The 13,198-nt window shown below is 29.2% G+C and carries 12 protein-coding genes; 7 read left to right on the plus strand and 5 right to left on the minus strand.

The annotated features are described in order from the left end of the window. Window positions 1–44: 44 nt before the first annotated feature. Window positions 45–1,328, plus strand: a complete 1,284-nt coding sequence (gene purD / locus CC87_RS01080; protein ID WP_038055179.1) for a phosphoribosylamine--glycine ligase — start codon at window positions 45–47, stop codon at window positions 1,326–1,328. On the opposite strand, the gene purE is transcribed toward purD, so the two are convergent. The 3 genes from purE to CC87_RS01095 form a co-directional block, all read right to left on the minus strand. Further along, entirely contained in the window at window positions 1,325–1,837 is a 513-nt protein-coding gene (purE, locus tag CC87_RS01085; protein WP_038055180.1) for a 5-(carboxyamino)imidazole ribonucleotide mutase, read from the minus strand. The genes purD and purE overlap by 4 nt on opposite strands. A 12-nt stretch (window positions 1,838–1,849) precedes the next feature. After that, window positions 1,850–2,455 (minus strand): sulfurtransferase-like selenium metabolism protein YedF, encoded by a 606-nt coding sequence (gene yedF, locus CC87_RS01090; RefSeq protein ID WP_051920387.1) that lies wholly within the window; start codon window positions 2,453–2,455, stop codon window positions 1,850–1,852. A gap of 90 nt (window positions 2,456–2,545) precedes the next feature. Next, on the minus strand, window positions 2,546–3,349 hold the full coding sequence (locus CC87_RS01095) for a glycosyltransferase family 9 protein (protein WP_038055182.1): 804 nt from the start codon (window positions 3,347–3,349) through the stop codon (window positions 2,546–2,548). Window positions 3,350–3,430: 81 nt separating this feature from the next. On the opposite strand from CC87_RS01095, the gene CC87_RS01100 reads away from it, so the two are divergent. The 5 genes from CC87_RS01100 to CC87_RS01120 all read left to right on the plus strand — a co-directional run bounded on the left by CC87_RS01100 (window position 3,431) and on the right by CC87_RS01120 (window position 10,017). After that, on the plus strand, window positions 3,431–4,570 hold the full coding sequence (locus tag CC87_RS01100) for a DegT/DnrJ/EryC1/StrS family aminotransferase (RefSeq protein WP_038055183.1): 1,140 nt from the start codon (window positions 3,431–3,433) through the stop codon (window positions 4,568–4,570). Further along, complete coding sequence (locus CC87_RS01105; protein ID WP_038055184.1) at window positions 4,563–5,330, plus strand: sugar phosphate isomerase/epimerase family protein; 768 nt, start codon at window positions 4,563–4,565, stop codon at window positions 5,328–5,330. The genes CC87_RS01100 and CC87_RS01105 overlap by 8 nt, the downstream gene beginning before the upstream one ends. Then, window positions 5,330–6,508, plus strand: coding sequence for a lytic transglycosylase domain-containing protein (locus CC87_RS01110; RefSeq protein ID WP_084222153.1), 1,179 nt, complete (start codon window positions 5,330–5,332; stop codon window positions 6,506–6,508). The genes CC87_RS01105 and CC87_RS01110 overlap by 1 nt, the downstream gene beginning before the upstream one ends. Before the next feature lie 69 nt (window positions 6,509–6,577). Continuing rightward, on the plus strand, window positions 6,578–7,405 hold the full coding sequence (locus CC87_RS01115) for a metal ABC transporter substrate-binding protein (protein WP_038055185.1): 828 nt from the start codon (window positions 6,578–6,580) through the stop codon (window positions 7,403–7,405). A gap of 14 nt (window positions 7,406–7,419) precedes the next feature. Beyond that, a complete protein-coding gene (locus CC87_RS01120; RefSeq protein WP_038055186.1) occupies window positions 7,420–10,017 on the plus strand; it encodes a protein translocase subunit SecDF in 2,598 nt (865 codons plus the stop codon). Here the strand turns inward: CC87_RS01120 and fmt are convergent. Then, entirely contained in the window at window positions 9,992–10,927 is a 936-nt protein-coding gene (gene fmt / locus CC87_RS01125; protein ID WP_051920391.1) for a methionyl-tRNA formyltransferase, read from the minus strand. The two genes, CC87_RS01120 and fmt, sit on opposite strands and share 26 nt — an antisense overlap. 117 nt (window positions 10,928–11,044) lie before the next feature. Here fmt and CC87_RS01130 point away from each other — a divergent pair, with 117 nt between their 5' ends. Then, a complete protein-coding gene (locus tag CC87_RS01130) occupies window positions 11,045–11,830 on the plus strand; it encodes a DUF3108 domain-containing protein (RefSeq protein WP_038055190.1) in 786 nt (261 codons plus the stop codon). Here the strand turns inward: CC87_RS01130 and CC87_RS01135 are convergent. Beyond that, entirely contained in the window at window positions 11,791–13,188 is a 1,398-nt protein-coding gene (locus CC87_RS01135; RefSeq protein ID WP_211248377.1) for an MBL fold metallo-hydrolase RNA specificity domain-containing protein, read from the minus strand. The genes CC87_RS01130 and CC87_RS01135 overlap by 40 nt on opposite strands. Window positions 13,189–13,198: the final 10 nt, after the last annotated feature.

Raw genomic sequence — 13,198 nt, forward strand, 5'->3', positions numbered from 1 at the left:
ATATATAATAATTTTAAAAAATAAATGAGAACGAGGAAGTTAAAATGAGGATACTTGTTCTTGGAGGAGGCGGAAGAGAACATGCTATATGTTATGTTATCTCTAAATCTTCTAAATTAGAAAAACTTTTTTGCATACCAGGAAATGGTGGAATTTCAGAAATTGCTCAAACCTTTCCAGATATATCTTTAAATAGTTTTGAAAAAATTGCTGATTTCTGTAAGGAAAATAATATAAATTTTGTAATCCCAGGTCCTGAAGAGCCTTTGGTTAAGGGTATAAAGGATTATTTAGAAAAAGAAGGTATAAAAGTTTTTGGACCGGATAAATTATGTGCTCAGATTGAAGGAAGTAAAGCTTTTGCTAAGGAAGTAATGGCTAAAGCTGGGGTTCCTACAGCTAAATTTGAAATTTTTGATGATTCTTCTAAAGCCAAAGCCTATGTTGAAAAGATGGGTGCTCCCATTGTAGTAAAAGCAGATGGGCTTTGTGCTGGTAAAGGCGTTTTTGTATGTGATACCAAAGAGGAAGCCATTAAAGCAATAGAAAAAATAATGGAAGAAAAAATTTTTGGAGAATCAGGAAATAAAGTAGTAATTGAAGAAAAATTGGTAGGAGAAGAGGCCTCTTATATAGTAATTACAGACGGATATACTTTTAAGGCTCTTCCTACATCACAGGATCATAAAAGACTTCTTGATAATGACGAAGGACCTAATACAGGAGGTATGGGAGCTTATTCCCCTGCACCTTTAATCACCCCAGAACTAAGAACAAAAATAGAACAAAAGGTAATAGCTCCTATTATAAAAACTCTTGAAAAAGAGGGACATCCTTATTTAGGATTTCTTTATGCAGGACTTATGATAGTCAATAATGAACCTTATGTGCTTGAATTTAATTGCAGACTTGGAGATCCTGAAGCTCAGGCTATTTTACCAAGAATAGATAATGATTTTTTAGAATTAGTAGAACTTACTATAGAAGGTAAACTTGCTGAAGTAAATCTTAAAGAAAAAGATGGAGCAGCAGTTTGTGTTGTTATGGCAAGCAAAGGTTATCCTGGTAAATATGAAAAAGGCAAAAAAATAGAGGGGTTGGATAAAGTTTCTCAGATGTCAGATGTGATTGTGTTTCATGCAGGAACAAAAAAGGTGGGAGATGAATTTTATACCAACGGAGGAAGAGTCCTTGGAGTAACCGCTCTTGATAAGGATATACCCTCAGCTATAGAAAAAGCATATAAAGCAGTCTCTCTTATTAATTTTGAAGGAGCACATTACAGAAAAGATATAGGTAAAAAAGCTTTTAAATATTTAAAAACTTAAGCTTTATAAGCTAAATACTCTTTATATCCTAATTTTTGTAATTTCTTGTTTTTTTCCATAACAGATTTTTTCATTTTTTCTCTATAGTTTCCAAGTTTTTCTTTAATTTCTGGATATTTGATAGAAAGAATATGAATAGCTAAAAGACCTGCATTTTTAGCATTATTTATAGCAACTGTAGCTACAGGAATTCCAGAGGGCATCTGGACTATAGATAAAAGAGAATCCAAACCGTCTAAGGTTTTGCTTTTTATAGGAACACCTATTACAGGAAGAGTAGTAAATGCAGCTATAACACCTGGTAAATGCGCTGCTCCTCCTGCTCCTGCAATAATGACTTCTAATCCCCTTTCTTCTGCAGTTTTGGCATATTCAAAGGCTATTTCAGGTGTTCTATGAGCAGAAATAACAGAAATTTCATAGGATATTTCAAAGGCTTCTAAAACCTCAGCAGCTTCCTTCATAATAGGCAAATCAGAATCACTACCCATTACAATTCCTACTTTCATAAATTTCCTCCTTTATCCTATCCATACAGTTTTTTTGAAATAAAAAATCCCTTCTAAATATACATCAGTTCCTGCTCTATGTCCAACCTTTAATTGGTTTTCCAATTGAAAATATTTTAAACAGGTTCCACAGCTATAAATTTCTACTCCTTTTTTCTCCAGTTCTTTTATCAAAGGTATAAATTCTTCTTCTAAAGTGGTCAATTTTACTCCTGTATTCATAAAAAATATTCTATCAGGTAAAAGATTATGCACAAGCATTGTTTCAAAAAAGGCTTTCATTAAAATTTTACCAAGTTTTTCCTCTTTTCCCATAGAATCAGTAGCAATAATAACAAAAATATTTTTTCTTTCTTTATTTTGAATTTCACAAGAAATAGGGACTTCTTTATCAGTATCTCCTATTTTTTCAATGATAATAATATATTCATTTTCTTTTTCCTCTACAGAGACAATTTTATGTCCCTGAGCACTTACAAATTTTTGCACATTTTTCAAAGAGGTTTCATTATCCAGAAGCACTTTTATTTGTTCTCCAATATTTATGGATTCCAAAGCTTCTTTAGTTTTTATAATAGGTTGAGGACAGGGAAGACCTTTAACATTTATTTCTTTCATAAAATCCTCCTGCAATTTTTTATTTCTGAAATAATTTACTACTGGAAATCCAAAGATTCTAATAGAAAAATTTAATAAAATTGTAAAAATTTATTTATTTAAGCAATAGAATTGATTTAAAAATTTTTTAAAAAGGAACTCTGTATCCAAACAAGGACGGTCTTTGCAAACATTTGGAAAACAGGGACTGCATTTTAAATTTAAAGAGATTATTGTATAGTTTAACCCTATAGGTTTCCAGATTACAGGATCAGTGGGTCCAAAGAAGATAAAAGATTTTACTCCTAAATATGAAGCAAGATGGGAGATACCACTATCAAGACCAATAAAGATTTTAGCAGATTTTAAAGCTTGGGCTATTTTTAAAGGATCTAAGGATTCCCAGTAATTTTTAGTGAAATTTTTTATCCACTGATCACCTTCTCCAATTAAATAAATAGTTTTAAACCCTTGAGAGATTAAAAACTTTTCTATTTTTTCAAAAAGAGAAAAATCAGGTATCTTTTTAAAAGAACCACTTCCAGGATGTAAAACTGCCTTGTTTTTTAAAGGACTGTTTGATATTTCTTTAACAGGTAAAATCCAAGAAAAATCCTTTTCCAGATTTAAAGTTTTAAAATAATAATCTATAATCCAAATTCTTTTAGAGGGAAAAGGATCAAATCCTTTTAATTTAGAAAAGATTATTTTTGTTTCATAATCTTTCCCCAAAATCTGGGGATAGAAATCACTATAAATTTCATCTAACCAGCCTATATGTTTGGCAATTTTGAAATATTCAGTATTTCCTATAGCAACAATGTAATATTTTCTCTTTTTAAAAGTTTCTAACAATGGAAAAGTAAGTAAGGTATCTCCTAAACCCCCTCTTCTGTAAAATAAAAGTTTTTTCATAAGCAATTTAATCTGGAGTTTCTTAAAATTTAAAGTATAATTATCAAGACTTATTTTGGAAAGATATAAAAGGGTTTGTTTATGGAAATTCCTTTTATAGACTTAAAAAGAAGTTATAAGATTTATGGAGAAGAAATAGAAGAAGCTGTAAAAGAGGTTTTAAGAAGCGGGATATATTTAAATGGTTCTAAAACAAAGGAACTTGAAGAAACTTTAGCAAATTATTTAGGGACTTATTTTGCTGTTGGAGTTTCCTCTGGAACAGAAGCTTTGTATTTAATTTTAAAAGCTTTAGAATTACCTCAAAATACCTATGTTTTACTTCCCTCTTTTACCTTCATTGCCACTTCCGAAGTGGTAATACGGAATGGGCTTATTCCCTATTTTTTAGATATTGATGAAAAGACCTATAATTTAAGTCCAAAAAGTTTAGAAGAAGCTTATTATAAACTTACAGATCAGGGCAAAAAGGTTTCTGCTGTAATAGCTGTAAGTCTCTTTGGATTGCCAGCAGATTTAGAAAAAATAAAATGCTTTTGTGAAGAAAAGGGACTAATTCTTATTGAAGATATCTGTCAGTCCTTTGGAGCAAAAATAAAGGATAAAAAAGTAGGAACCTTTGGGGTAGCTTCAGCCACCTCTTTTTATCCAACCAAATCTCTTTCTACCTGCGGTGATGCTGGTATGGTTTTTACCTCTGATAAATTTTTGGCTCAAAAAATAAGATATTTAAAAGAACATGGTCAGACTAAACCTTATTTTTATGAATATCACGGAGTAAATGGGAGGATTGATGAAATCCATAGTGCTATTTTACTTGTTAAATTTAAATATTTTGAAAATGAAATAAAGCTGAGAAATAAATGGGCTAAAAAATATCAAGAAGGGTTAAAAGATTTAGAGCCTTATTTAAAACTTCCTTTTGTTCCGGAAAATTATTATTCAACTTGGTCCTTATTTACTATAAAAACAAAAAAAAGAGATAAATTAAGAGAATTTTTAAGTAAAAGAGGGATAAAAACAGGAGTTTATTATACTTATCCTTTACATTTACAGCCAGTTTATAAAAAATTAAATTTTAAAAAAGGGAATCTGCCTGTTACAGAAAAAATATCTCAAGAGGTTTTAAGTTTACCCATGTTCCCTTATTTAACTGAAACAGAAATAGAATATGTTATTAGTTTTATAAAAAATTTTTTTGAAGAGGTTTTAAATGAGTGAATTAGTATTTGTTTCTGTTCCATTTAATCTATTAGTAGAAAAATATTTATCTCATATTTTTAAAAATAGAATAAATGTGGAAATAGCTCTTAATACCGAGTCTTTGGATAATTACTCTTACAAATTTTTTAGAAAAATAGCTCAAGAGTTAAAAGAGGAGGGATTAAAAATAACTATTCATTTGCCTTTTATGGATTTATCTATAGGAGCTTTGGATCCCTGGATAAAAGAAGCAAGTTTAAGAAGAATTATCTTTGCTATAGAAAGAGTTGTTATTTTTGAACCTTTAAATATGGTTTTGCATTCTGGTTATCATGCTGATTATCATAGAGAAAAAAAATCTGAATGGAGAGAATCTTTCATAGAAGGTCTTTCAAAAATTTTAGAAATTTGTAAAGATTTTAATTTAACTTTATCTCTGGAAAATACTTTTGAGCCTGATCCTGAATTTATAAAACCTGTTTTTGAAACCTTTCAGGGTGAACTTTTTTGGTGCTTTGATCCAGCTCATGCTAAGGTTTTTTCAGAAAAAGATGAATTGGAATGGTTAAAAACATTGTATCCATATCTTAAAGAAATACATTGCCATGATAACTTAGGAAAATATGATGATCACTTAGCTATAGGAAAGGGTAATGTAAAATTTAAAGAAATTTTTGAATTTTTGAGAGAAAAAAATATTAAACCCATTTTAACCTCAGAAGCTCATAATGAGGAAGATACCTATATTAATTTGAAATTTCTAAAAAGTATTTTCTAATGAAGAAATTAATATTTTTTTTAATATTTTTATTTTTAATTTCTTATATCTGGACAAACGCTTTATTTTCTTTCAATAATAGCACTTCTTCTACATCAAATACAACATCAAATGTAACTTTAAATAGCACTTCAAATATGACCACTTCTAATATAATTTTAAATGAAATATCAAATGAGAGTTCAAATAAAACTTTAAATATGAATTTATCAAATAATACAGTTTCAAATAAAACTTCTTCAGAAAATTTTGAAAATTTCAAGGAAGTTTATGAAACTTTTGAAGAATTACCTCCTGAAGTAATTATAAACTTGCCTCCAGATATAAACAATCAGGTTGCATATTTTCTTCATTATTATACTACCCGAGGAAAAAAGGGACTTCAGAAATGGTTTAACAGATGCGGTCCTTTTTTACCTTATTTCAAGACTATTTTTAAAGAATACAATATTCCAGAAGATTTAGTTTATTTAGCTTTAATAGAAAGTGGATGCAATCCTTTTGCGGTGTCCAGAGCAGGGGCAGTTGGAATTTGGCAATTTATGAAAGGAACAGCTAAGAAGTATGGTTTAAAAATAAATTATTGGATTGATGAAAGAAAAGATTTTATAAAATCCACCTATGCAGCAGCTAAATATTTAAAAGATCTATATCAACTTTTTGGAGACTGGAGACCAGCAGTTGCAAGTTACAATCTTGGTGAAGGTAGACTATTGCGAATTCTAAAAGCCAAAAATTTTATAGATTACTGGCAAGTAATGAGGTCTAATAGATTACCTTTAGAAACTATGACATATCTGCCTCAATGGATGGCTATAACACTAATTGCCAAAAATCCTCAAAAATACGGATTTAAACCTATTGTAGAAAAACCTGTAGATTATAAAGAAATAAAAGTAAATGGAGGTATAGATTTAAAAGTTTTTACTGCGGCAGGGAAAATAGATTACAAAAAATTGCTTATCTTAAATGCAGAGCTGAGGCGTAATATCACTCCTCCTAAAAAAATTTACAATTTAAAAATACCTTATGGTAAAGATAAGGAATTTCAAAAAAATTTGAAAAATATAAAATTAATCAAAGTTAGAAAATGGACTCCTTATGGCATAATAAGAATTATTACCATTCCAAGAGTTGCTTTTAGAGGTTTATTGCGATCTTCCAAAGCCAAAAAGTGAAAACTAAACTTGTTTTTTTTAAAAAATTTATTAAAATTTTGTCAGTTCTTTTTTAAAGGAAACAATATTATGAAAAAATTTATACATTTAGTAATAATATTAATTGCTCTCATTTTTTATAATTTATCCTATGCTCTGGAGATAGTTGTTTCTAATTCTCCTTTAAAAAAAATTATTAAAGAAATTGCTCCAGAGTATTCAATTTATCAATTACAACCTGAAGGAGCAGATTTTCACAGTTTTGAGCCAACTTTATCTCAATGGAATAAGATAAAAAAAGCGGATTTAGTCATTATAGTTGGAACAGAAAGTTGGGCTAAAAGGGTTTATGATTTAAGAAAAAATAGGCTTATTTTAAGTCTTTCTAATGGAGAAACTAAATTTATAGATCCGCATTTGTGGTTTGATCTAAACAGAGTTAAGATGTTAATAGAGAATTTTCTGAAATATATTAAGGTAAAAGATCCTGAAAATTATCAGGATTGTTTAAAAAGAACAAACAAATTTTTAAAAGAATTAACTAAAATAAAAAAGGAATATAAAAATCTTGAAAAATGTAAATATAAAGAGATTTTTATTTTGGGGCATCCAGTTTTTAGTTATCTTTTTAGAAATACAGATTTGAAGCAGATTACTCTTATAAAAGGATATCATAAAGAGGGAGAGCCAAGTATAAAAAGACTTGCAGAAATAATGAGAGGAATTCAAAAAAGAGAAGTAAAAATAGTGTTTTTATTAGATCCTGAATTTGAGAAATATAGAAATTATTTTGAGATTAAGGGTATAAAAGTTATCAAACTTTGGTCTGGTGGAAGTTATTATATGCCGGGTAATTATTTAGAACTTTTGAGATATAACTTGGAAAATATTAAAAAAAGTTTGCTTTGTAATTTTTAGATAGGGATAGGATTTTGTCTACAAGACTAAAATTAAAAATATTTTTTGTAATATTTTTATTGATTTTCGCTGCTTTTTTACTTTTACCTACTTTTGTTCCTAATCTACCTCCTTGGTTTAAAAAATATATCTATAGAGGTAGTTTAAAGCTTGGTTTAGATTTAAAAGGTGGAGTCCATTTAGTTTTACAGCCTGATTTACAAAAGGCTTTGCAGAATCAATTTGAAAATTATATTCAGGATTTAAAAGCCCAATTGGTAAGAGCCTCCATTAATTGCGAAATCTCAATAGATCATCTTAAAGCAACTTTAAAATTTAATAAAAAAGAGGATTTAGACAGCTTTAAAAGAGATATTTTAAAAGAATATAAAGAACTTCAAATAGTAAAAGAGACTCAGAAAGATAGTGTTTATACTATAGAATTAACCCTTTCCAAAGAAAGAGTTTCTTATATAAAAGAAAACATCGTAAATCAACTTTTAGAGGTTCTTAGAAACAGGATTGATCAGTTTGGTGTTTCAGAAGCTATTATTACTAAACAAGGGGCTGATAAAGTAGTAATTGAACTTCCGGGATTAAAAAATCCTCAAAGAGCTATCAAAGTAATAGGTCAAACTGCTCAGCTTGAATTTAAACTGGTAGATGAAGAGACTATGCAACGACTTGACTTAAAAAGCCTGATGCAAGAGTTAATAAAGGAAGGGAAGATAAAGCCTGATGCTTCTTTAGAAGAATGGAGAAAGGTTATAAAGCCTTATATTCCTGAAGATTCTGAGTTTTATTTTGAAATAGAAAAAGATAGAAAAACAGGCGAGATTATAAAGAGACCTATTATTTTGAAAAAAGAAACGCTTCTTACAGGAAATTATTTAAAAACAGCTCAGGTTAGAATAAATCCGCAAACCAATGAACCTTACGTTTGGATACAATTTGATTCAAGAGGAGCAAAGATTTTTGAACATATTACAGCTGAAAATGTGGGAAGACGCTTGGCTATAGTTCTTGATGATGTGGTTAGGTCTGCACCTGTCATTAGAGAAAAAATCTCTGGAGGAGAAGCACAGATTACAGGAAGTTTTACTATGGAAGAGGCTTCAGACCTTGCTTTAGTTTTAAGAGCAGGTGCTTTACCAGCCCCAGTTAAAATATTACAAAACATAACCATAGGACCTTCTCTTGGAAGAGATTCTATACAAAAAGGAATAACAGCAGGTTTAATCGGAGCAGCTGCAGTAATCCTTTTTACAGCTATTTACTATAAAATTTCTGGAGTTATTGCAGTAATAGCTCTTATTTTAAATATTTATTTTCTTCTGGCTTTGCTTTCAGCTTTTCAGGCTACTCTCACTTTACCAGGTATTGCAGGTATAATCTTAAGTATAGGAATGGGAGTGGATTCCAATGTTCTTATTTTTGAAAGAATTAGAGAAGAATTAAAGATAGGTAGAAGCACATATTCTGCTATTTTTCAGGGTTATTCCAGAGCCTTTTGGACAATTTTTGATGCTCATATTACAGTTTTGATTACCTCTTTAATTCTTTTTATTTTTGGAACAGGTCCTATTAGAGGTTTTGCTGTTACTCTTTCTGTTTCTATTATAGTAAATCTTTTTACAGCTATTTTTGTTACTAAAATCTTTTATGAATACTTTTATGAAAAAGGTAAAGATTTAAAAATCAATTTTTTTGAAATCATAAAAAATCCCAATTTTGATTTTATGAAATATAAAAAAGTTGCTCTTACTCTGTCTGCTATTTTAGCAACTACAGGAATAATAGCTTCTGTTTTAGCTTTTATGGGAAAAGCTAATTTAGGAATAGATTTTACAGGAGGAACTTTACTTTATTTAAAAAGTGAAACACCTGTTTCTCTGGATAAAATTAGAAAAGTTTTATCAGAAGAAGGAATAAAAGACTTTACTCTTCAGGATGTTAAAGGTGAAAATATGCTTTTATTAAAAGTAAAAAGCTCCAAGGAAACACTTACCGAGGATGTAAATAAAATACTTAAAATTTTAAATAACAAATGTTCAGAATATAAATTTAAATTAATAGCCAAGGAAGAAATCGGATCCGTAATAAGTAAAGAGCTTAAACATAAGGCAGTTTTAGCTATTATAGGTGCTTTATTAGGGATCATTCTTTATCTTTCTTTTAGATTTAATTTTAATTTTGGAGTAGCAGCAGGTATTGCTACTTTTCATGATGTATTTGTTACAGTAGCTATATTTTATCTCTTAGGGAAAGAAATAAACTTACTTTTTATAACAGCACTTTTAACCATTGCAGGATATTCTTTAACAGATACAGTGGTTATCTTTGATAGAATAAGAGAAAATATTTTAAAAGGTGGTTTTAAAGATTTTGATTATCTTATAAATAGAAGTGTAAATGAGGTCTTGGCAAGAACCATTATTACTACTTTAACAACTCTTTTTGGTTCTATAAGCCTTTTAGTCTTTGGAGGAATTGTAATAAGAGATTTTGCTTTAGCTCTAACTATAGGATTTATTGTAGGAACTTATAGTTCCACTTTTGTAGCTTCTCCACTCTTACAGATTTTACAAAAAGGCAAGATACCAGAACTTACTCAAAAAGATCACCTTTTTTAAGTCTTTTACCACAGGCAAATTCATAAGCAGACATTTTTTTCTTCCCTTCTAATTGAACTACCTTTAGTAAAATAGCATTTTTAGAGGTAGCTACTAATATTCCTTCTTTATTTATTTCTAAAATAGTTCCTGGTATTTTGTTATGAGTTAAATCTACAGCTTCAGCAGAAAAAACTTTAAGAAGTTTATTTTTAAAATAAGTATGAGCTACAGGCCAAGGTAAAAAGGCTCTCACTTTTCTTTCTATCAAATCAGCAGGTTCTTCAAAAGTAAAAAAACCATCTTCTTTTTTAATAATAGGAGCATAAGAGATCCCATCTTCTGGTTGAGGGGTAGATTTAAGAAGCCCTTTCTTATGCAAATCTATAGCTTCTAAAATGGCTTCCTTTCCTAAAAAGCTTAATTTTTGAGCTAAAGTAATAGCAGTATCTTTTTTTGAAATGGTAATTTTTTTCTGTAAAAGAATAGGACCTGTGTCTAAACCTTCTTCCATAATCATAATAGTTATACCTGTTTCTTTTTCACCTTCTAAAATAGCCCAATTTATAGGAGAAGCACCTCTATACTTTGGAAGAAGAGAAGCATGAATATTCCAACAGCCAAATTTAGGAATTTCTAAAATTTCCTTGGGTAAAATTTTACCATAAGCACAAACTACAATTAAATCCGGTTTCAAAGATTTTAGAGTATTTATAAATTCTAAATTTTTAATCTTAGGAGGATCTAATATTCTTAAATTTTTTGATAAAGCCCAAGCTTTAACTGGACAAGGAGCAGGTTTTAATCCTCTACCTTTTGGTTTATCTGGTTGAGTTACTACTGCTATAATTTCTTCCTTTTCATAAAGACCTTCTAAAGAAGGAATAGCAAATTCCGGACTTCCCATGAATATAATACGATATTTCTTCATAAGCTAATCTCCCTAATATTTTATAATTTAATTTTAGCATAATTTTTAATAAAAGTCTAAATTATAAAGAGGTCTTCTCTCTTTAAAAATAAATCAAAAAGATTTATAATTTTAAGCATGAGAAACTTTTTAAAATTTTTTGCAATCTATTTAGGATTAATTATAGGAGTTCTGGTTCTCTTAAAAGGAGAAGGTGTTCCAAATTTTTTATTTTTTCCTCTAAGATCAACAGAATTGTTCTATGGAATTTATTATGGTCCTTTTAAAATAGGAGAATGTAAAATAAGAATAACTTCAAAAAAATATGAAGCTATTGTTTATAGTGTTGGCTTAGGAAAAATATTTTTTCCTTTTTATGCTAAGTGGGATACTTGGGTAGATAAGGAAGGTTATCCTCTTAAAGTTTTAATTTATTCCAGAGAAAGAGGAAAGGAAAGAAAAAAATTGATAAAATTTAATAAAAAACAGAATACAGTATTTTATCAAAAATTATTACCTAAGAAAAAAAAATCTGAAGTAATTTCTATAGACTTTCCTGTTTATGATGAACTTTCATCTTTTATCAAAGCAATTTCAATAGATTATTATTATGTTAATAAAACAGCTCTTCCTGTTTACATTAAAAAAAGCAGGGATTTTATTATTTTAAAAGCGGAGAGAGAAACAGCATGTAAAATAGGAAAAGAGGAAAAAAAATGTATAAAAGTCTTAATTCATTTACCGGAAAAAAGTGAACTATTGAAAAGAACCTCTCAAATAGAAATGAAAATACTAAAAAGAGAAAAATATCCTGTAGAATTAAAAGGCAAGTTACCTTTATTAGGTCATTTGGTAGGCAAACTGCAAAAAATTTCTTATTTAGATTATGCTAAGGTAATTTCTTCTTCAAAAGAAGGGATATAAATTTCTTCAAATTTGTTTTTAAATTTTTCTTCAAGAACTTTTTTAAAAATTTCCATTTTTTCTCGTTCTCCATGGATTAAAAAAAGTTTTTTCACTTTATCTACATGAGAAATCCATTCTAAAAGCTCATTTTGTCCTGCATGAGAAGAAAATCCATTAATGGTATAAACCTTAGTTCTTACAGGTATTTCTTCCCCAAAGATATGCACCTTTTGTGCTCCATCTACAATATGTCTTCCTAAGGTCCCCTTAGGTTGAAATCCTACAAAAACAAGACTACATTCTGGTCTCCATAGATTATTTTTTAAATGGTGAAGAATTCTTCCACCAGTAAGCATTCCATTTCCTGCAATTATAATAGCTCCTGATTTTACATTATTAATACCTTTTGATTCTTCCACATCTTCTGTAAAGATTAAGTAGGGGAAATCAAAAGGATCTTTTTTAACAAAAATGTGAAAGGTTTCTTCATCATAGAATTCTGGATTATCTTTGAATATTCTGGTAGCTTTAATAGCTAAGGGGCTATCAAGAAAAACATGACATCTGGGAAGTTTACCCTCTTCATAAAATTCTCTCAAGATATATATAATTTCTTGGGCACGCTCTAAGGCAAAGGAAGGAATTAAAACATTTCCTCCTCTATCAAAGGTATCCAAAATAGCTTCTAATAGCTCTTGTTTAGATTCTTCAAAGCTTTTATGATTTCTATCCCCATAAGTAGTTTCTATGCAGAGAAAATCTGTAGAGGAGGGATAAGCAAAATCACGGATTATAGGTCTGTTTTTATTTCCAAGATCTCCAGAAAAAATAATTTTTTTGTGAATTTCTAAATCTTCAATCTCTACAAAAGCAGAACCTAAAATATGGCCTGCATCTTTAAAGGTAATTTTAATATTATTTTCTAAAAGTAGAGGAGTATCATAAGCTACTAAAATTTTAAAATAATTAAAACTTTCTACTACATCATATTCATCATAAAGAGGTGGAGGAGGCAAATCCAGACCTTTTCTTAAGGACTTTCTGTAAAGAGTTTTATAATGTTCTCTCATAACTTTGGCAGCATCAAGAAGCATTATTTTGGCTATTTGAGAGGTAGGCTTGGTGCAAATTATCTTTCCTTTAAAACCTTTTCTTACTAATAAGGGAATCCTTCCACAATGATCTACATGAGAATGAGTTAAGATAAGATAAGATATATCCTTGGGATCAAAAGGAAATTTTATATAATTTTTGTCATGTTCCAGCCCTTGAAACATTCCACAATCAATGAGAATTTTAGTTCCTCTAATATTTAAAAGAAAACAACTACCTGTAACAAATTGAGTAGCTCCATAAAAACCTATGGAAATGTCCATTTTAAAAACC

Source organism: Thermodesulfobacterium hydrogeniphilum (assembly GCF_000746255.1).
Classification (GTDB): domain Bacteria; phylum Desulfobacterota; class Thermodesulfobacteria; order Thermodesulfobacteriales; family Thermodesulfobacteriaceae; genus Thermodesulfobacterium; species Thermodesulfobacterium hydrogeniphilum.